Origin of the sequence: uncultured Comamonas sp. (genome assembly GCF_964277875.1) — a bacterium.
In the GTDB taxonomy this organism is placed as follows: Bacteria; Pseudomonadota; Gammaproteobacteria; order Burkholderiales; family Burkholderiaceae_C; genus Comamonas; species Comamonas sediminis.
Window position 1 is genome coordinate 18,705 of the sequence record NZ_CAXYJV010000022.1, and the last position, 18,442, is coordinate 37,146.

The window sequence follows — 18,442 nt, forward strand, 5'->3', positions numbered from 1 at the left end:
GCCTCAGCGGTTGCGCTGGTTCATGAAGACCAGCTTTTCAAACAGGCTCACATCCTGCTCGTTTTTCAGCAGCGCACCCACCAGCGGCGGGATGGCGATCTTCTGGTCGGCCGTTTGCAGAACCTCGGGCGGAATGTCTTCGGCCACCAGCAGTTTGAGCCAGTCGATCAGCTCGCTGGTAGACGGTTTTTTCTTCAGGCCCGGCAGGTTGCGGATGTCGAAGAACACCTTCATTGCGGCCGACAGCAGCTCTTGCTTGAGCTTGGGGAAGTGCACGGCCACGATCTGCTGCATGGTCTCGGCATCGGGGAAGCGGATGTAGTGGAAAAAGCAGCGGCGCAGGAAGGCATCGGGCAGCTCTTTCTCGTTATTCGACGTGATGACCACCAGCGGGCGGTGCTTGGCGCGGATCATCTGGCGTGTCTCGTAGCAGTAGAACTCCATCCGATCGATTTCACGCAAGAGATCATTGGGGAATTCGATATCCGCCTTGTCGATCTCGTCGATCAGCAGCGCCACCGGCTGGTCGGCGGTGAAGGCCTGCCACAGCACGCCCTTGATGATGTAGTTGTTGATGTCCTTGACGCGGCTTGCGCTCTCGGGGTCGGCGAGCTGGCTGTCACGCAGACGACTGACCGCATCGTATTCATACAAACCCTGCTGCGCCTTGGTCGTGGACTTGATGTGCCACTGCAGCAGCGGCATGCCTAACGCCTGTGCAACCTCCTCCGCCAGCATGGTTTTCCCTGTCCCTGGTTCCCCCTTGACGAGAAGCGGTCTTTGAAGGGTAATTGCCGCATTGACCGCCAGCATGAGGTCATTGGTCGCGACGTAGTTCTGTGTGCCTTGGAATTTCATGAAAGTGGATGCAGAATCGTGATGACGGGGCCGGTACAGCGTTGACTATAAACCCAGATCTCCGCATCACTGCGGTGGCCTGAACCACACGATTGTGCGCACAATGAATAAAAGATGGACCACGATATTTGCCTTGCTTGTCGCGTCAGCGACCGGCGCAGTCTGCGCGCAGGAGATCAAGGGCAACGCCAAGGCGGCTGAGGGCAAGGTAGCGATGTGCATTGGCTGCCACGGCATTGTGGGCTACAAGGCCAGCTTCCCCGAGGTCTACCAGGTGCCCAAGATTTCGGGCCAGAGCGAGAAGTACATCGATGCCGCTCTGCACGCCTACAAGAAGGGTGACCGCAAGCACCCGACGATGCGCGCGATTGCCGATTCGCTGAGCGAGCAGGACATTGCCGATCTGGCTGCGTACTATGCGCAGCACACGGTGGGTGAAACCAAGCTGGCGGACAAACCATCGAAGGTGCCCAGCGCCGAGGTGGCGGAACTGCTGAAAAAAGGCACCTGCGTCAGCTGCCATGGCGACAACTTCTCCAAGCCGCTCGATCCTTCGTATGCCAAGCTGGGGGGCCAGCACCCGGACTATCTGTACGCGGCGCTGAAGTCCTATACCGTCGAGAAGAACGCGCGCATCGGACGCAACCACCCGATCATGGTGGGCATGGCCAAGCAACTCACCCATGCCGAGATGAAGGCGCTGGCCAACTACATCGGCAGTCTGGATGGACCGCTGCAAATCGTGCCGGAATCGCGCTTTCGCAGCCAACAAGCGGCGAACTGAGGCCGCCGGTCTTTAGCCGGTCAGTCCTTGGTGGCCTGGCGCTGCACGGCAGCCACATAGGCATTGCCGTCGGGCGGGCGGCCTGAGCGCTGGCTCTCCCACAGCATGGTTCCCAGGCATTCCATGGCCACATGGTGGGCGTCGTGCAACGAGCCCAGGCGCTTGGCCAGCAGCTCCACGGCCTGGCGAATACCGCGCGGCTGGTCAATGCTGCACTGCTCGCTGATCGACAGGTGCATCGACAGGTGCAGGAAGGGATTGGTCTTTTCCGGCGTCAGGTCGTAGTTGCGGGCAATGGCCGCATCCACGTCGCTCAGGTCTTCACGGTATTCCGGGTGCTCATCGATCCACAGGCTGGCCAGGGTCTCGATGGCTTCCATCGGCTGGCCCGCCTGGTGCTTGGCATTGGCGGCGCAAAAAAAGCGCCGGACATCGGCTTGGGAGGGGTTGAACATAGGGCGCACAGCGTAGCATGCGCTGGGCGGCTACGCTGGGCTGTGGTTAAGCCGGTGGAAGGGCGGCCGGTGCCTGGCCCTTGTCAACAGGTTCTCAGATCTGGCTGTGCGGGTCTTCGGGCGGCGGCGGGTAGGGGCTGCTTGGCGCGTCCTTGGCTTCCTGCACCTGCTCCTGCCGCTCCTGGCGCTCACGGGCCATTTGCTCGACCAGCTGCTCGCGGCCTTGCTTGGCAACGGCCAGCATGGTTTCGCGGTCATGGTGGTGCTCGTACATCTTGTCCGACAGCTCGATGTTGTGCGCGCGGAACACGGTCACCACATACTGCGCATCTTCTTCGCTGTAGCCCATCAACTCCAGCGCCTTCTCGGCCGTTTGCAGGCTGGAGTCGAACACCTCGCGGTCGACATGGTGCACGCCCATGTCGCGCAGCGCATACCAATGCGCCACATCCTTGGCCCGGGCGACGATCTTGAGGTGCGGAAAATGCTGCTGCACCAGGCGCACGATCTGGTTGGTCTGCAGCTCGTCATCGACCGCAATCACCATCACCTCGGCTTTTTCCGCGCCGGCAATGCGCAGCAGGTCCTGGCGCGTGGCGTCGCCATAGAACACCCGGTAGCCAAAGTTCTGCGCCACCTCCAGCATCTCGACACTGTGGTCCAGGATGACGGCCTTGATGCCCTGGCTCAGCAGCACGCGGGTGACGATCTGGCCGTAGCGGCCGAAACCGGCGATCAGCACCGTCGCTTCCTGCTGCTCGCTGAGCTCGGGTGGCACATCGTCGCCCTTGGTCAGGTTGGCAAAACGGGGCATCAGCCAGCGGTCCATCGCGGCCACGATCAGCGGTGTGGCCACCATCGAGATGGCCACCGAGCCGATCAGCAGCGAGGACTGCTGGGGCGTCAAGATGCGCTGCGCCTGGGCGGCGCTGAACACCACAAAGGCGAACTCACCGCCCTGGGCCAGCAGCAAGGTGAAGAGAGGGCGCTCCTGCTCCGGCATGCGCAGCAGCTTGGCGAGCCCATAGATGACCACGGACTTGATCAGTAGGAACAGCAGCACCAGCACCAGCATCGTCAGCGGCGCCTGCAGGATGACGGAGAAGTCGATGCTCATGCCCACGGCAATGAAGAACAGGCCGAGCAGCAGCCCCTTGAAAGGCTCGATATCGGCTTCCAGCTCGGCGCGGAATTCGCTGTCAGCCAGCAGCACGCCGGCGAGGAAGGCGCCCAGCGCCATCGACAGGCCAATCTGCAGCATCAGGAACGCAATGCCCACCACCAGCAGCAAGGCCGTGGCGGTCGATATCTCGCGCGATTCGCTTTGGGCAATCCAGCGCAGCACCGGGCGCAGCAGGTAGCGGCCCACCAGAATGACGGCCACGATGATGGCCAGCGTCTTGCCGATTTCCATCAGCACATTGCCGTCGTTCTGCGCAGCCTGGTGGCCCACGGCCAGCAGCGGAATCAGTGCCAGGATCGGGATCGCCGCCACGTCCTGGAACAGCAAAATCGCAAAACTGGTCTTGCCACTGGTGGTGGACATCAGGTTGCGCTCGGCAATGCTTTGCAGCGCGATCGCCGTGGATGACAGCGCCAGGCCCAGCGCCGCAATCAGCGCCAGATGCCAGTCATAGCCAAAAACCAGGCCAGCGGCAAACAGGCCGGCAGTGCACAGCAGCACCTGGGCGGTGCCGACACCGAAGATGGGGCGGCGCATGCTCCACAAGCGGCTGGGCTGCAGCTCCAGCCCGATCAGGAACAGCATCAGCACCACGCCGAACTCGGAAAAATGCAGGATGTCCTGGACGTTGCTGACCAGCTGCAGGCCGCTGGGGCCAATGATCATGCCGGCGACCAGGTAGCCGATGATGGTGCCCAAGCCCAGCGCCCGGGAGATGGGCACCGCAATGACGGCGGCAGCCAGGTAGAGAAAGGTGTAGGTAAGCCAGGCGGGAGCGTGTTCCATGCTTGCGGTTTGTTATCGGTGTTTTGTAGTTGCGGTGCACAGATTACTTTTATTTGCCGGGCCACGGTAATTTATTGCAATGTTTTGCGGTTGGCGCTTGTGGGTATTGCCGCGCTAGCTATCAAAAAATAGAGTGCGGCAATGGCCGCAGCGCCTGCTTGCCCGGCCCGGCCGCGTGATAATCCTCGCTTTGCCCCAAAGGGGCTGTGTTGGTGGCGGACGGCTCCGCTGCCCCAGGATGAACCATGGACTTGCATACTTGGATGGCGTATCTCGTTGCGGCTTGCATCATTGCCGTATCTCCCGGATCGGGCGCCGTGTTGTCTATGAGCCACGGGCTCTCCTACGGGGTGCGCAAGACCAGCGCCACCATCCTGGGCCTGCAACTGGGCCTGCTGCTGATCCTGCTGATCGCCGGTGCCGGTGTCGGCTCGCTGCTGATCGCATCGGAGACGGCCTTCAATGCCGTCAAGATCGTCGGCGCCTGCTACCTGATCTACATCGGCTTTGCACAGTGGCGCGCCAAGGGCGGCATCATCGATACCGAGGCCGAGCAGCCCGCCAGCGGCAGCTGGCAAAAGCGCGCGCTGAGCGGCTTTTTGACCAATGCCACCAATCCCAAAGGCATCATCTTCATGGTGGCGGTGCTGCCCCAGTTCATGACCACGGAGCGCCCGCTGTGGCTGCAGCTGCTGATTCTGGCTGCCACCACGTTGGCGGTCGACACGGTGGTGATGCATGGCTACGCCGGTAGCGCCAGCGTGCTGCGCCGCCTGCTGCGCGATAGCCGCGCAATGCGTATCCAGAACAAGGTATTTGGCGGCCTGCTGATGCTGGTGGGCATGGGCCTGTTCTTCGTCAAGCGCACGCAAAACGCGGCTTGAGCCGGAGAGCCCCGCTGGGGTGGCGGGGCTGGTGGGTGATTACTGCGCCCGCGTGCCGTCCGGCATCGCAAAGCCGTTCTGGCGCCAGGCCTCGAACACGGTCACTGCCACGGCATTCGAGAGGTTGAGGCTGCGCTGGCCGGCCACCATCGGCAGGCGCACCCGCTGGCTGGTGGGAAAGCTTTCGCGCACGGCGATGGGCAAGCCCCGGGTCTCGCAGCCAAACACCAGCCAGTCGCCGGGCTGAAAGCGCACATCAAAGGCCGGGCTGCTGCCATGGGTGGTCATCGCAAACATGCGGTCGGCGGCGGGATGCATGCGCTCGATGAAGGCTTCCCAGTTGGCATGGCGCTGGGTGGCGGCATATTCGTGGTAGTCCAGGCCGGCGCGGCGCATCAGGCGGTCTTCCATCGAAAAGCCCAGCGGCTCGATCAGGTGCAGGCGGCTGCCGGTATTGGCACACAGACGGATCACATTACCGGTGTTGGGGGGAATTTCGGGTTCGACCAGGACGACGTTGAACATGGCAAATGCGCAAAAACAAGGGCGCCAGTGTAGCGGCCCGGCCAAACAGGGGTGGGCCGCTGCGCTATTGGCCCGGCGCCGGCGTTCTGGCAAAGACCAGGGCCTGCACGGCCGGTGCGCCGCGCGTCTGCAGCAGTTGCGCCACCGCCCCCAAGGTGGCGCCGGTGGTCATCACATCATCCACCAGCAGGGGGCACGCACCCAGATCCTGCGCCTGCAGCCCCGGCCGCAGCGCAAAGGCATGGCGCAGGTTGCGCAGCCGGGCCGCGCGGTCCAGGCCGGCCTGGGCGGGGGTGTCCACCAGCCGCTGCAGGTAGCGCGGCTGCACCTGGGCCCGCACCAGCCCGGTGGGCGCCTGGCGGCACAGCGCTTGGGCCAGCAGCAGCGCCTGGTTGTAGCCGCGCTCGCGCATGCGCCCGGCAGACAACGGCACCGGCAGAATGACGCTGGCCTGCTGCAGGCTGGCGAGGACCCCCGGGGTACGCAACAGCAGTTGGGCCATGCGGTTTGCCCATGCCAGCTGCTGGTGAAATTTGAGCCGCAGCACCATGCCATCCCAAGGCGGGCTATAGTCCACGGCGGCATGGCAGCGCTGCATCAGCGGTGTATCGCGCAGGCAGCCGGCGCAGACGTCGGTGCTGGCTGGCAAGGGCAGCGCGCAGCGGCTGCAGCGGCGCAGGCCTGGTTGCCAGCAGACCTGGGCGCAGGACGCACAGATCCAGTCACTGGGCCAGCTGCGGCATACCAGGCATTGGCTGGGCAGGTGGCCCAGCACCCGGGCCGCCCGCTGCCACAGGCTGGGCCGGTGCTTGTCAGGTGTCGCTGCTGTCATTGCTTTTATACCAATCCATAATCTGCGCGCCAAAGCGCAGGTGTCCCCCATGGCTGAATTTACCGCACCTCCCTCGATCGACCCCCAAGCCGCCCATGCCTGGCAGCGGCGCGCGCCTGCGCACAGCCCCTGGCTGCACGAGGAGGTCGGCCGCCGGATGCAGGAGCGCCTGCAGTGGATCGTGCAAAAACCCGAATCCTGGTGCAGTTGGGAGCCAGTTTACGGCGGGCTGGAGGCACACCAGCAGGTGGCAGAACGCTACCCTGCGGCTGACGTCCACATCGTCGAAAGCCGTCCGGCCCATGCCGCGCTGCTGCGCAGCCAGCTGGACAAGCCCTGGTGGGCACTGAGCCGCTGGCGCCAGGCCAAGTTGCACTGGGGCCTGCCTGCGCCGGGAAGTGTGCAGATGCTCTGGGCCAATATGGCGCTGCACCAGCACCCCAACCCCCAGCAGCTGCTGCAGACCTGGCACCAGAGCCTGGCGGTCAACGGCTTTGTGATGTTTTCCTGCTTCGGGCCGGACACGCTCAAAGAGCTGCGCGCGGCTTATGCGAGCCAGGACTGGCCTGCGGCCAGCCATGAGTTCACCGACATGCACGACTGGGGCGATATGCTGGTGCAGGCCGGCTTTGCCGAGCCGGTGATGGACATGGAGCGCATCAGCCTGTCGTATTCAGGCGCCGCGCAATTGCGCGCCGAGCTGCGTGAGCTGGGCCGCAACCTGCACCCGGCCCGCTTTGGCGGCCTGCGCGGCCGCCAGTGGCGCGACCAGCTCGACGCCTTGCTGACGGCCAAGCTGGCCAATGCGCAGGAGCAGGGCCGTCTGGTGCTGTCGTTCGAGATCATCTACGGCCATGCCTTCAAGCCCACGCCGCGCATGAAGGTGCAAGGCGAGAGCAGCATCAGCGTGCAGGACATGCAGCAGATGCTGCGCCAGGGGCGCCCAGGCGGCGCTTGATGGCTGGGGCCGCCCCTTACGCCTTGTGCGCAGGCGGTTGGGTGGCTCGGCAAACGACCTAACATATTCAGCGACTGTCCAGTGTTGGACAGTCTCTGTTGTCAATCTCCTATGATCCCGGGATTGCATGGGTTGCAATCTTGCGCGGTTGCGGCCATGCTCGCTGTAACGACCAAGTGGTACGGGTGCAAGCGGAGATGCGCCCGGCGGTGTCTGCACCACGCGGCTGGATGTTGTCCCCCACATCATTCAGCCTGCCCTATATAACGATGAGAAGATGAGAAGTAAGTGACAACTATGAAAAGTGATTCTCATAAGCTGGCTTCTTGGCTGCTGCTGGTGGCATCCGGCCTCACTTCCGCAGCCCATGCGGTGCAAAGTCTTCCCGGCGGCCCGGCCGTAGGGCAGATGAACCTGGCTCCCCCCGTTACCCGTATTGCCCAGGAGCAACACACGCTGCACTGGATGATGCTCTGGATCTGCACCATCATCTTTGTCGGTGTGTTCGCGGTGATGTTCTATGCGATCTGGAAGCACCGCAAATCCAAGGGGGCCGTGCCTGCCACCTTCCATGAATCGGTCACGGTTGAGGTCACCTGGACCGTGCTGCCTTTCATCATCGTGATCCTGATGGCCCTGCCAGCCACCAAGGTGCTGGTCGCGCAAAAGGACACCACCAATGCCGATCTGACCGTCAAGGTCACCGGCTACCAGTGGAAATGGGGCTATGACTACCTGACCGGCGAAGGCGAAGGCCTGAGCTTTATCTCCACCCTGGACAGCGGCCAGCGTGCGATGTCGAACAGCGGCGATGTCTCCAAGGCGCCCAATGACTACCTGCTGCGCGTCGACAAGCCTCTGGTCGTGCCGGTCGACAAGAAGGTGCGCATCATCACCACCGCTGCCGACGTGATCCACTCTTTCATGGTGCCGGCCTTCGGCATCAAACAGGATGCGATTCCGGGCTTTGTGCGCGACACCTGGTTCCGCGCCGAAAAGACCGGCGACTACTATGGCCAGTGCGCCGAGCTCTGCGGCAAGGAGCATGCCTACATGCCCATCCATGTGAAGGTGCTGTCGGCCAGTGATTACAGCGCCTGGGTGGCTGAGCAAAAGAAGCTGCTGGCCGCACAGGCTGATGATCCCAACAAGGTCTGGGAGCTGGCCGCATTGGTGGCCCGAGGCGAAAAGGTCTATGCCGCCAACTGCGCCGCCTGCCACCAGGCCAACGGCAAGGGCGCCGGCCCGATCAAGGCGCTCGATGGCAGCCCGGTGGTACTGGGCCCGACGGCCGACATGATGCACACGGTGCTGGAAGGCCGCGCCAACGGGGCCATGCCGTCCTGGAAGCAACTGAGCGATACCGACCTTGCGGCGGTGGTCACCTTCACCAAGAACCACTGGAGCAACAAGACGGGCACGATGGTGCAACCCGCCCAGTTTGTCGCTGCACGGGGCGGCACCTTCCCTGAAGGCGGAGGCTCGGCCGCGCCAGCCGCTGCTGCTGCACCGGGCGCAGCGCCAGCGGAAGGGGCAGCCTCTGCGGCCCCAGCAGATCCTGCAGCAGCACCAGCAGCCCCTGCAGCAGCACCAGCAGCCGCTGAGTCGGCCGGTGCCAATGCTGCAGCAGCCGCAGAAGCGCCCATCTCCCAAGTGCTGTTTGCCAGCGGCAAGAGCGAGCTGGACAGCGCAGCGCAGGAAGCCGTGAAGAAGGCGGCCGCGACCCTGGCCGGCCAGAGCGGCAAGGTAGCGTTGTCCGGTTTTGTCGATGGCACTGGCAATGCTGATCAGAATGCGCTGCTGGCCAAGGAGCGCGCCCAGGCGGTGGCCAAGCTGCTGGTCGCGCAGGGCGTGGCCGAAGCACGCATCGAACTGCGCAAGCCGCAGACCATCACCGCAGGCGAGGGCGCTGACAGCCAGGCGCGCCGTGTCGATATTGTTGCTGCACCCTGAAGCGTGCAAGCCCCAGAAGAGCCATCGGAGTCAAGATTTATGAGCGCTGTTCTCCCCACAGACCCCAGCCATAGCGACCACGGCCACGCCGACCATGCCCATGACGACCACCACCATGGTGCGCCCACGGGATGGCGCCGCTGGGTGTTTGCGACCAACCACAAGGACATCGGCACCCTCTACCTGCTGTTTTCGTTCACGATGCTGATGGTCGGCGGGGTGCTGGCCCTGCTGATCCGTGCCGAACTGTTCCAGCCCGGGCTGCAGCTGGTCAATCCCGAGCTGTTCAACCAGCTGACGACGATGCACGGGCTGATCATGGTGTTCGGCGCGATCATGCCGGCCTTTGTCGGCTTTGCGAACTGGATGCTGCCGCTGCAGATTGGCGCGAGCGACATGGCCTTTGCCCGCATGAACAACTTCAGCTTCTGGCTGATGATCCCGGCCGGCCTGATGCTGGTGGGCTCGTTCTTCATGCCTGGTGGGGCACCCGCTGCGGGCTGGACCTTGTATGCGCCACTGACCCTGCAAATGGGTCCTTCGATGGACACCAGCATTTTTGCGATGCACATCATGGGTGCCTCGTCGATCATGGGCTCGATCAACATCATCGTCACGATCCTGAACATGCGCGCGCCGGGCATGACCTTGATGAAGATGCCGATGTTCGCCTGGACCTGGTTGATCACCGCCTACCTGCTGATCGCTGTGATGCCGGTGCTGGCCGGCGCCATCACGATGACCCTGACGGATCGCCACTTTGGCACCAGCTTCTTCAACCCCGCTGGTGGTGGGGATCCGGTGATGTACCAGCATATCTTCTGGTTCTTCGGCCACCCCGAGGTCTACATCATGATCTTGCCGGCCTTTGGCATCATCAGCCAGATCGTGCCGGCCTTCAGCCGCAAGAAGCTGTTTGGCTATGCCTCGATGGTCTATGCGGTGGCGGCGATTGCGATCCTGTCCTTCATCGTCTGGGCGCACCATATGTTCACCACCGGCATGCCGGTGACCGGCCAGCTGTTCTTCATGTACGCGACGATGCTGATCTCGGTGCCGACGGCGGTGAAGATCTTCAACTGGGTCGCGACAATGTGGCGCGGCTCGATGACCTTCGAGACGCCGATGCTGTTCTCGGTGGGCTTCATCTTCGTGTTCACGATGGGCGGCTTCACCGGCCTGATCCTGTCGATGGCGCCGATCGATATCCAGCTGCAGGACACCTACTATGTGGTGGCGCACTTCCACTATGTGCTGGTGGCGGGCTCGCTGTTCTCGATGTTTGCCGGCTACTACTACTGGGCGCCCAAGTGGACGGGCGTGATGTATTCCGAATCGCGCGGCCGCATCCACTTCTGGGGCTCGCTGATCTTCTTCAACATCACCTTCTTCCCGATGCACTTCCTGGGCCTGGCCGGCATGCCGCGCCGCTATGCCGACTACCCGATGCAGTTCGCCGATTTCAACATGATCGCGTCGATCGGCGCCTTCGGCTTTGGTCTGATGCAGGTGTACTTCTTCGCCTTCGTCGTCTGGCCTGGCATGCGCCACCGTGGCGAGAAGGCCCCGCAAAAGCCCTGGGAAGGTGCCGAAGGTCTGGAGTGGGAGGTGCCATCGCCCGCGCCTTTCCACACCTTTGAGACGCCGCCCAAGCTTGATGCGACCGCCACCAAGGTGATTGGATGATCACGCCGGTGCAGCGCAAGGCCAACCGGCGACTGGCATGGATTCTGGCGTCGATCGCCGTGGCGTTCTTCATTGGATTTCTCGTAAAAATGACGGTGCTCTAGCAGCACGGGGAGCAGCAGGTGAGCAGACATGCAGACAACGCGAAGATGGTGGGCAAGCTGGCCGTGGTCGCCTTTGGCATGTTTGCCTTCGGCTACGCGCTGATCCCGCTGTACAAGCGCATCTGCGAGGTCACCGGCATCAACATCCTGGCGCTGACCGAGCGCGATGTGCCGGGCAACGGCACCGCGGGCAAGAACGTCAAGCTCAACAGCCAGGTCGACGAGAGCCGCACCATCACCGTGGAGTTCGATGCGAATGCGCGCGGCCCCTGGAGCTTCAAGCCCGCGGTGCGCTCGATGCAGGTCCACCCCGGCGCGCTGAGCACGGTGATGTACGAGTTCCGCAACGAGCAGGACCACCGCATGTCGGCCCAGGCGATTCCAAGCTATGCGCCCAAGCAGGCCGCGCCGTATTTCAACAAGCTCGAGTGCTTCTGCTTCAACCAATACACGCTGGAGCCCGGTGAGCGCAAGGAATGGCCAGTGGCCTTTGTGATCGACCCCAAGCTGTCCAAGGACGTGACGACGATCACGCTGTCCTATACCTTCTTTGAGGTCGGTGGCCGCATCCCGGCAGCGCCTGCGTCAACGGCGGTGCTGGTGCCTGCGGTGCAGGGCGCCGGGGCGCAGGCAGGGGCCTCCTGATGGCGAGCGTGCCCGGCCCGCAACCGCCGCGCAAAGGCAATCTCTGGCGCACGGTCAAGGCCGTGGCCTGGTCCTTTTTGGGGGTGCGCAAGGGCGCGGAATGGCAAGAGGATGGCGTGCAGATCACGCCGTTGCAGGTGATCGCCGTGGGTTTGGTGGCGATCTTCCTGTTTGTACTGGGGTTGATGGCCCTGGTGCAGTGGCTGGTTTGATGCCAGTATTGGCATAGCGCAAGAATGAATCAATAAACGATATTTCAGGAGCAGCGATGAGTGCGACTTCCCATGGCACCACACCGTACTACTATGTTCCGGCCGAGTCCCGCCACCCGGTGATGGCGGCCATTGGCCTGGGCTTTGTGATTGCCGGCGCCGGCAACTGGGTCAACGGCCATACCTGGGGCATGTACCTGCTCTTTGCCGGCATTGCCTGGTGGCTGTTTGTGCTGTACCAGTGGTTTGGCGATGCGATCCGCGAAAGCGAGCAGGGCCTCTACAGCCACCGCATCGACCTGTCCTACCGCTGGAGCATGAGCTGGTTCATCTTCTCGGAGGTGATGTTCTTCGGTGCCTTCTTCACGGCGCTGTGGTGGGCACGCTCCCACTCGCTGCCAGCGCTGGGCAGCCTGGACAATGCCCTTCTCTGGCCCGATTTCAAGGCCGTGTGGCCCAGTGTGGAAATGGGCGCCACCGCCTCGCCCGCCGGCATCGTCGAGCCGTTCCAGACCGTAGGCCCCTTCTGGCTGCCCACCATCAATACCGCGCTGCTGCTGACCTCGGGCGTCACCCTGACCATTGCCCACCATGCCTTGCAGGCCGACCAGCGCAGCAAGTGCATCCGCTTCATGTGGATGACGGTGGTGCTGGGCATCATCTTCCTCTGCGTGCAGGGCTATGAGTACTTCCACATCTACACCGAGCTGAACCTCAAGCTCAATTCCGGCACCTACGGCTCCACCTTCTACATGCTGACGGGCTTCCATGGCCTGCATGTGTTCATCGGCATGCTGATGCTGCTGGTCATCACGCTGCGGCTGCAAAAAGGCCATTTCACCGCCAAGAAGCATTTTGGCTTTGAGGGCGCCGCCTGGTACTGGCACTTTGTCGATGTGGTCTGGCTGGGCCTCTACATCCTCGTGTACTGGATGTAGTGGAAGGTTGGCCGCTGCCGGGGCCTCAAGCCCCCAGCGGGATGCCATGGGGCTGCAGGTAGCCCAGCTTCCAGGCCAGCAGAATGCCGGCAAACACCAGCACCGACAGCGCAATGCGCAAGGTCAGCGCCCAGGCCATGCGCTTGCTGCCGGCGTCGGACTGGTTGCCGCGCAGCATGAAAAGCCCGGCCGCTGCCAGGCAGGCCAGGATCACCACAAAGGCGAGTGCGATGAGCAGGTGCATAGTGCTGTCCTCAGGATTGTCTCGGTGTTCTTCGAATGCGCTGCGTCGCGCCCGGGGCGCATCTCTGGCAGCCGGCGCAACCAACCCATTGTGCGGCAGCGCCAGTTTGGGCGCCATCGGCCCGCACCCCAATAGTCGTGCCCAGCAGCATCGCCGCCAGCGCGGTGCTGGCTGCTGCGCTCTGCACCGGGTATAACCAGCCTATGCCCGCGCCTTCTGCTTCCTCCCCCATCCCCAGGACCCCTACGGAGCGCCGCACGCAGCTGCGTTTTGTGCTGATCACCGCCGCCGCTGCGGCCTCGATGCTGCTGACCGCCTCGCTCGGCTTCTGGCAGTTGCGCCGCGCCGACCAGAAGCTGGCCTACCAGGCCCAGTTGGATGCGCGTGCCGCCCTTCCGGCGCTGGCCGGGGCCAGCCTGCTGCAGCCCATGGGCGAGGACGAGCGCGCCAGCCTGCTGCACCGCCAGGTGGTGCTGCAGGGCGAGTGGCTGCCGCAGTTCACGGTCTTCCTGGACAACCGCCAGATGCAGGCGCGCCCCGGCTTTTATGTGCTGACGCCGCTGCGCCTGGCCGGCCCGGTAGCGCCAGGCCAGCCGCAGACGGTGCTGGTGCAGCGCGGCTGGGTACCGCGCAACTTTGAAGACCGGCTGGCGCTGCCCGAGGTGCAAACGCCTGCCGGCATGGTGCAGTTGGAGGGGCGGGTCGCGGGCCAGCCGGCGCGGCTTTTCGAGCTGCAGACGTCCGCCGGGAACCCAGGGGTTTCCCGAATCCGGCAGAATCTCGACACCGATGGTTACGCGCAGGAAACCGGCCAGCCCCTGGCAGCACTCACCGTGGTGCAGACCGGGCAGTCCAGTGAAGGCCTGCTGCGCGACTGGCCCGTAGTAGGCAGCGGCGTGGAAAAGCATTATGGTTATGCATTTCAATGGTTTGGTCTGTGTAGCCTGATTGCGATCCTCTATGTCTGGTTCCAAATTGTCCGACGTGTCCTTCGACGCCGCAGCCACCCAGGCCCCGCCGCCCGCTGATGAAGCGCTGCTGGGCCTGACCGTGCATGGCCTGCCGCCTGCCGGGCAGGCGGAAGCCGCCCTGGAGCAGGCCGAGCGCTCGCGCAGCGGCCGCCTCAAGATGTTGCTGGTGCTGCTGGTCTGTGCGGCGCCGGTGATCGCCTCCTACTTCACCTACTACGTGATCCGACCCGAAGGGCGGCGCAATTTTGGCGAGCTGGTCAGCCAGCAGCCGGCGATTCCGGCCGCGCAGGTGAAGACCTTGGACGGCCGGCCGTTTGACCTGCAAAGCCTTAAAGGCCAGTGGCTGCTGCTGAGCGCTTCGGCTGCGGCCTGCGACGAGGTTTGCCAGAACAACCTCTACCTGCAGCGCCAGCTGCGCGAGAGCCTGGGCCGTGAGAAGGACCGGCTGGACTGGGTCTGGCTGGTGACCGATGACGGCGAGCCGCCGCAGGCCCTGCGCGCCGCGCTGGACCAGGCCACCGTGCTGAGGGTGCCTCAGGCCCTGGTGGCCCAGTGGCTGCAGCCGGCGGCCGGCCAGCAGCTGGGCGAACATTTGTATGTGGTGGACCCGCTGGGCCACTGGATGATGCGTTTCCCCGCCCAGCTCAGCCGCTCCGATGCGGCCAAGGCGCGCAAGGATCTGGAGCGTTTGTTGCGCGCGTCGTCGAGTTGGGACCAGGAAGGGCGGTAGTGGATAGCTAGCATGACTTCGCAGGATTTGTATGATTTCGCGCCGCTGGCGCGTGTGTTGCTCACCGGGGCCATCATTGCGCTGGGCCCCATCGTCTGGATCTGGTGGCGCCACCGGGGTGCCACACCGCTCAAGCGCCTGCAGGTGCTCGCCGTTCTGACCCTGTTTCTGTCCTTCGACCTGGTGATGTTTGGCGCCTTTACGCGGCTGACCGATTCCGGCCTGGGCTGCCCGGACTGGCCGGGCTGCTACGGCAATGCCAGCCCGATTGGCGCGCATGCCGAGATATCGGCCGCGCAAGCGGCCATGCCGACCGGCCCGGTCACCCATGGCAAGGCCTGGGTGGAGATGATCCACCGCTACCTGGCCACCGCCGTGGGCGGCCTGATCATTGTGCTGACCGCCAGTGCCTGGCTGCAGCGCAAACGCGGTGGATCCCAGCCGATCAGCCCCTGGTGGCCGACCGCCACGCTGGTCTGGGTGCTGATCCAGGGGGCCTTTGGCGCGCTCACCGTGACGATGAAGCTGTTCCCCGCCATCGTCACCCTGCACCTGCTGGGTGGCACCGTGCTCTTGATGCTATTAACCGTGCAGGCAACGCGCCACACGCAATTTGCCGATAATCTAGGGTTAGTCCCAGTGCCGCGCCTGTTGCGCGGCTTGGTGGCGGTCACGGCGCTGCTGGTGTTTGCGCAGGTGACCCTGGGTGGCTGGGTCAGTACCAACTATGCGGTGCTGGCCTGCACCAGCTTTCCCATGTGCAATGGCGCCTGGTGGCCGGCAATGAACTTCGACGGGTTCCAGATCTGGCGCCCGCTCGGCTTTCTGGCCGACGGGTCGCACATCAGCTACGAAGCGCTGGTGGCCATCCACTACATGCACCGGCTGTTTGCCTACCTGGTGATTGCCGCCTTGTTGTGGCTGGGCTGGATGCTGCACACGGTGCCGCTGCTGCGGCAGCAGCGCCGCTGGCTGATCGGCCTGACGCTGCTGCAATTTGCCACGGGACTGTCGAATGTGGTGCTGGACTGGCCGATGCTGGCGGCCGTTCTGCACACCGGGGGCGCTGCCGCCATCATGGTGGTGCTGACCTGGATCTGGTGTACTGCGGGCGCTGAACCTGCCCGCAGTGCTGCGAGCTGATGACGCTGTATGGAACAAAGACTGAGTGCCCCGATGACCGAACTTGCCGCAACGCCAATGCCGAACCGCTTTGCGCAGTTCTATGCCTTGACCAAACCCAAGGTGGTGCAGCTGATTGTGTTTTGCGCACTGATCGGCATGGTGCTGGCCGTGCCCGGTGTGCCCACCGGCGCCGAGCTGCTGCGCATGGCCGTTGCTTGCGCGGGCATCTGGCTGGTGGCGGGGGCCGCCGCCGCCTTCAACTGCCTGGTGGAGCAGAGCATCGATGCGCGCATGAAGCGCACCGCCTGGCGCCCGACGGCGCGCGGTGAGCTGTCCAACCTGCAGACCCTGATGTTTTCTGCAGCGCTGTGCATTGCCGGCTCGGCCATCCTGATCGTCTGGATCAATGCCATCACGATGTGGCTGACCTTTGCCACCTTCGTCGGTTACGCCATCATCTACACCGTGATCCTCAAGCCGCTGACGCCGCAGAACATCGTGATCGGCGGCGCATCGGGCGCCATGCCGCCGGTGCTGGGCTGGGCTGCGATGACCGGCGATGTCTCGCCCCAGGCGTTGCTGCTGTTCCTGATCATCTTCCTGTGGACGCCTCCGCACTTCTGGGCGCTGGCGCTGTACCGGGTGGAGGACTACCGCAAGTCCGGCCTGCCGATGCTGCCGGTCACCCATGGGAACTATTACACCCGCGTGCAGGTCTTGCTCTACACCGTGGTCTTGTTTGCCGCCGGCCTGCTGCCCTTCATCATCCAGATGAGCTCCTGGATCTACTTGGTGGCGGCCGTTGTGCTCGGTGCCGGGTTCTTTGGCTATGCCTTTGCACTGTGGCGCAATTACTCCGATGCGCTGGCACGCAAGACTTTCCGTTTTTCACTGGTCTACCTCAGCCTGCTGTTCGTGGCGCTGCTGGTGGACCACTATGTGAGCTGGTAAATCTGCAATGAACAAGCGCAATGCCCTTCGCTGGCTGGCGGGCTCGGCCATGCTGGCCTCGACTGCCGGTTTTCTGACCGCCTGCAAATCCAAGGCCGATTTCAACGCCATCGACCTGACGGGCAGCAAAGAGTATGGCCAGGATTTCTCGATGCCCGACCAGCATGGCCAGCGCCGCAGCATGGCGGACTTCAAGGGCAAGGTCGTGCTGGTGTTCTTTGGCTTTACCCAGTGCCCCGATGTCTGCCCGACCACCTTGGGTGACCTGGCCGCCGTCAAGCAAAAGCTCGGCGCCAAGGGCGACAAACTGCAGGTGATCTTTGCCTCGGTCGATCCTGCCCGCGATACGCCCGAGATCCTGCAGGCCTACCTGGCCAACTTCGACCCCAGCTTTCTGGCGCTGCGCGGCAGCGACGAGGAGACGGCCAAGATGGCCAAGGACTTCAAGGTCTACTACAAGCGGGTCGAGGGCCAGACCCCGGACAGCTACACAATGGACCACACCGCGGGCGACTACATCTTCGACCCGGAAGGCCGCCTGCGCCTGTACAGCCGCTACGGCACGCCGGTCGATACCCTGGCCAAAGACATCGAGCAGCTGATCGACGGCGCCTGAGCGCGCAATCGCGCAGGCGAATGGGGCAGGCAGCCCCTTAGAACAGCTTCTTACATCGACCAGATGCGCGGCCGCTGCGCCGGCAGGCCCCAGAGGCTGCTGCGCCAGTGGCCCCAGACCGTCTTCCACAACTGCATCGCCGGCTCCACCACCGGCGCCAGGCCGCGCAGCACCAGCATGTGCTCGTTCGGCGCGGTCACGCCTGCCATCACCTCTGCAGGCGCGGCCTCCAGCAGCAGCTGGGTGCTCTCCAGCAGCGCTTCGCGCTGGGCGCGGGCGATCGGCGAGCCGCTGGCGTAGACCAGGCTGCCCATGCAGCGCTGGCCGGCCAGACCGAGCTGGCCGTTGAGCAGCAGCCCATCATCGGCCCGGATGCGGCCACGCTCCAGAAAATGCCCCGGCCAGGCGATGTGCTGGGAGAACACCCCCTGCACAAAGGGCTGGCCCGCCAGCGGCAGGCCCAGCGCGGTGATGTCCCAGCTCAGCAGCTCTGCGCCGGGTGCCAGCTCCATCTGCAGCTCATTGGCTGCATCGCAGGCGTTGTAGGCAATGGCCTCCAGCGGCAGCCATTCCAGCCGGGCGCCGGCCTGCAGCCGCAGGCGGGTGCGCTGCAAGGCTGGCTGGCCATTGCTCTTGTAAAAGCGCGTCGCCCCCGGTGTGGTCACCAGCGCATGCGCGCCTGCCGCTACCTCCACCGAGATATCCAGCACATCACCGCCCACCAGACCACCGGGCGGGTGCACCAGCACGTTGTGGCAAATGCCCGGGCCTTCGGGGTAGAGGCTTTTGAGGATGCGCAGCGGGCCATCGTGGCTGAAATGCACCGAGGTCTTGCCGGCGTGCGGGTGGTACTGCAGCGCCAATTGGGCATGCCAGCTCATCGCTGGCGCTGGTGCGGAGTCGCCGCTGGGCAGCATAGCCCAGGGGCCGGGATCGGAGGCGAGAAGGGTGCGCAGGACATGCCTGGGCTTTTGCAAGCCACGTGCCAGGAACTGCACTGCG

The 18,442-nt window shown here is 64.0% G+C and carries 21 protein-coding genes; 14 read left to right on the top strand and 7 right to left on the bottom strand.

Annotated features, from left to right (window positions below; translation table 11 throughout):
- Positions 1-3: 3 nt before the first annotated feature.
- Positions 4-858 (bottom strand): MoxR family ATPase, encoded by an 855-nt coding sequence (locus tag ACHWUQ_RS08520; RefSeq protein WP_239809287.1) that lies wholly within the window; start codon positions 856-858, stop codon positions 4-6.
- Positions 859-961: 103 nt separating this feature from the next.
- Here ACHWUQ_RS08520 and ACHWUQ_RS08525 point away from each other — a divergent pair, with 103 nt between their 5' ends.
- Positions 962-1,642: a c-type cytochrome gene (locus ACHWUQ_RS08525; RefSeq protein WP_312412731.1), complete on the top strand. Its 681-nt coding sequence runs from the start codon at positions 962-964 to the stop codon at positions 1,640-1,642.
- Positions 1,643-1,662: 20 nt separating this feature from the next.
- On the opposite strand, the gene ACHWUQ_RS08530 is transcribed toward ACHWUQ_RS08525, so the two are convergent.
- Positions 1,663-2,097, bottom strand: coding sequence for a DUF1841 family protein (locus ACHWUQ_RS08530; protein WP_239809285.1), 435 nt, complete (start codon positions 2,095-2,097; stop codon positions 1,663-1,665).
- A 94-nt stretch (positions 2,098-2,191) separates the two neighbouring features.
- On the bottom strand, positions 2,192-4,066 hold the full coding sequence (gene kefC / locus ACHWUQ_RS08535) for a glutathione-regulated potassium-efflux system protein KefC (protein WP_394680884.1): 1,875 nt from the start codon (positions 4,064-4,066) through the stop codon (positions 2,192-2,194).
- A 245-nt stretch (positions 4,067-4,311) separates the two neighbouring features.
- Between kefC and ACHWUQ_RS08540 the strand changes: the two genes are divergently transcribed.
- Positions 4,312-4,950 (top strand): LysE family transporter, encoded by a 639-nt coding sequence (locus ACHWUQ_RS08540; protein ID WP_239809283.1) that lies wholly within the window; start codon positions 4,312-4,314, stop codon positions 4,948-4,950.
- Positions 4,951-4,989: 39 nt separating this feature from the next.
- On the opposite strand, the gene trmL is transcribed toward ACHWUQ_RS08540, so the two are convergent.
- Positions 4,990-5,475 (bottom strand): tRNA (uridine(34)/cytosine(34)/5-carboxymethylaminomethyluridine(34)-2'-O)-methyltransferase TrmL, encoded by a 486-nt coding sequence (gene trmL, locus ACHWUQ_RS08545; protein WP_312833904.1) that lies wholly within the window; start codon positions 5,473-5,475, stop codon positions 4,990-4,992.
- 64 nt (positions 5,476-5,539) lie between these two features.
- The gene (locus ACHWUQ_RS08550; RefSeq protein WP_394680885.1) at positions 5,540-6,307 is read right to left on the bottom strand and encodes a ComF family protein; all 768 of its coding nucleotides are present in this window, start codon (positions 6,305-6,307) and stop codon (positions 5,540-5,542) included.
- A gap of 49 nt (positions 6,308-6,356) precedes the next feature.
- On the opposite strand from ACHWUQ_RS08550, the gene ACHWUQ_RS08555 reads away from it, so the two are divergent.
- The 7 genes from ACHWUQ_RS08555 to ACHWUQ_RS08585 all read left to right on the top strand — a co-directional run bounded on the left by ACHWUQ_RS08555 (position 6,357) and on the right by ACHWUQ_RS08585 (position 12,803).
- The gene (locus ACHWUQ_RS08555; protein ID WP_394680886.1) at positions 6,357-7,265 is read left to right on the top strand and encodes a biotin synthase; all 909 of its coding nucleotides are present in this window, start codon (positions 6,357-6,359) and stop codon (positions 7,263-7,265) included.
- Positions 7,266-7,562: 297 nt separating this feature from the next.
- Positions 7,563-9,218 carry a cytochrome c oxidase subunit II gene (coxB, locus tag ACHWUQ_RS08560; protein WP_394680887.1) on the top strand — a complete coding sequence of 552 codons (1,656 nt, stop codon included), beginning with the start codon at positions 7,563-7,565 and terminating at the stop codon, positions 9,216-9,218.
- A 39-nt stretch (positions 9,219-9,257) separates the two neighbouring features.
- A complete protein-coding gene (gene ctaD, locus ACHWUQ_RS08565; protein ID WP_116924682.1) occupies positions 9,258-10,904 on the top strand; it encodes a cytochrome c oxidase subunit I in 1,647 nt (548 codons plus the stop codon).
- Complete coding sequence (locus ACHWUQ_RS08570; RefSeq protein WP_394680888.1) at positions 10,901-11,008, top strand: cytochrome oxidase small assembly protein; 108 nt, start codon at positions 10,901-10,903, stop codon at positions 11,006-11,008. The genes ctaD and ACHWUQ_RS08570 overlap by 4 nt, the downstream gene beginning before the upstream one ends.
- An 18-nt stretch (positions 11,009-11,026) precedes the next feature.
- Positions 11,027-11,653, top strand: a complete 627-nt coding sequence (locus tag ACHWUQ_RS08575) for a cytochrome c oxidase assembly protein (RefSeq protein WP_239809278.1) — start codon at positions 11,027-11,029, stop codon at positions 11,651-11,653.
- Positions 11,653-11,865, top strand: coding sequence for a DUF2970 domain-containing protein (locus tag ACHWUQ_RS08580; protein WP_239809277.1), 213 nt, complete (start codon positions 11,653-11,655; stop codon positions 11,863-11,865). Before ACHWUQ_RS08575 ends, ACHWUQ_RS08580 begins: the two co-directional genes overlap by 1 nt.
- A 56-nt stretch (positions 11,866-11,921) precedes the next feature.
- Positions 11,922-12,803, top strand: a complete 882-nt coding sequence (locus ACHWUQ_RS08585) for a cytochrome c oxidase subunit 3 (RefSeq protein ID WP_394680889.1) — start codon at positions 11,922-11,924, stop codon at positions 12,801-12,803.
- Between the two features lie 25 nt (positions 12,804-12,828).
- On the opposite strand, the gene ACHWUQ_RS08590 is transcribed toward ACHWUQ_RS08585, so the two are convergent.
- Positions 12,829-13,047 (bottom strand): DUF2909 domain-containing protein, encoded by a 219-nt coding sequence (locus ACHWUQ_RS08590; protein ID WP_133855322.1) that lies wholly within the window; start codon positions 13,045-13,047, stop codon positions 12,829-12,831.
- 203 nt (positions 13,048-13,250) lie between these two features.
- Here ACHWUQ_RS08590 and ACHWUQ_RS08595 point away from each other — a divergent pair, with 203 nt between their 5' ends.
- From ACHWUQ_RS08595 to ACHWUQ_RS08615, 5 genes are read left to right on the top strand one after another with little or no spacing between them, the layout of a single operon-like run.
- A complete protein-coding gene (locus tag ACHWUQ_RS08595) occupies positions 13,251-14,075 on the top strand; it encodes an SURF1 family protein (RefSeq protein WP_394680890.1) in 825 nt (274 codons plus the stop codon).
- On the top strand, positions 14,008-14,748 hold the full coding sequence (locus ACHWUQ_RS08600; RefSeq protein WP_239809273.1) for a hypothetical protein: 741 nt from the start codon (positions 14,008-14,010) through the stop codon (positions 14,746-14,748). Before ACHWUQ_RS08595 ends, ACHWUQ_RS08600 begins: the two co-directional genes overlap by 68 nt.
- 12 nt (positions 14,749-14,760) lie before the next feature.
- Positions 14,761-15,891, top strand: a complete 1,131-nt coding sequence (locus ACHWUQ_RS08605; protein WP_312452575.1) for a COX15/CtaA family protein — start codon at positions 14,761-14,763, stop codon at positions 15,889-15,891.
- Between the two features lie 33 nt (positions 15,892-15,924).
- Positions 15,925-16,824 (top strand): heme o synthase, encoded by a 900-nt coding sequence (gene cyoE, locus ACHWUQ_RS08610; protein WP_312452589.1) that lies wholly within the window; start codon positions 15,925-15,927, stop codon positions 16,822-16,824.
- A 7-nt stretch (positions 16,825-16,831) separates the two neighbouring features.
- Positions 16,832-17,440: an SCO family protein gene (locus tag ACHWUQ_RS08615; protein ID WP_394680891.1), complete on the top strand. Its 609-nt coding sequence runs from the start codon at positions 16,832-16,834 to the stop codon at positions 17,438-17,440.
- 50 nt (positions 17,441-17,490) lie between these two features.
- On the opposite strand, the gene ACHWUQ_RS08620 is transcribed toward ACHWUQ_RS08615, so the two are convergent.
- On the bottom strand, positions 17,491-18,321 hold the full coding sequence (locus tag ACHWUQ_RS08620) for an urease accessory protein UreD (protein WP_394680892.1): 831 nt from the start codon (positions 18,319-18,321) through the stop codon (positions 17,491-17,493).
- Positions 18,322-18,442 lie beyond the last annotated feature (121 nt).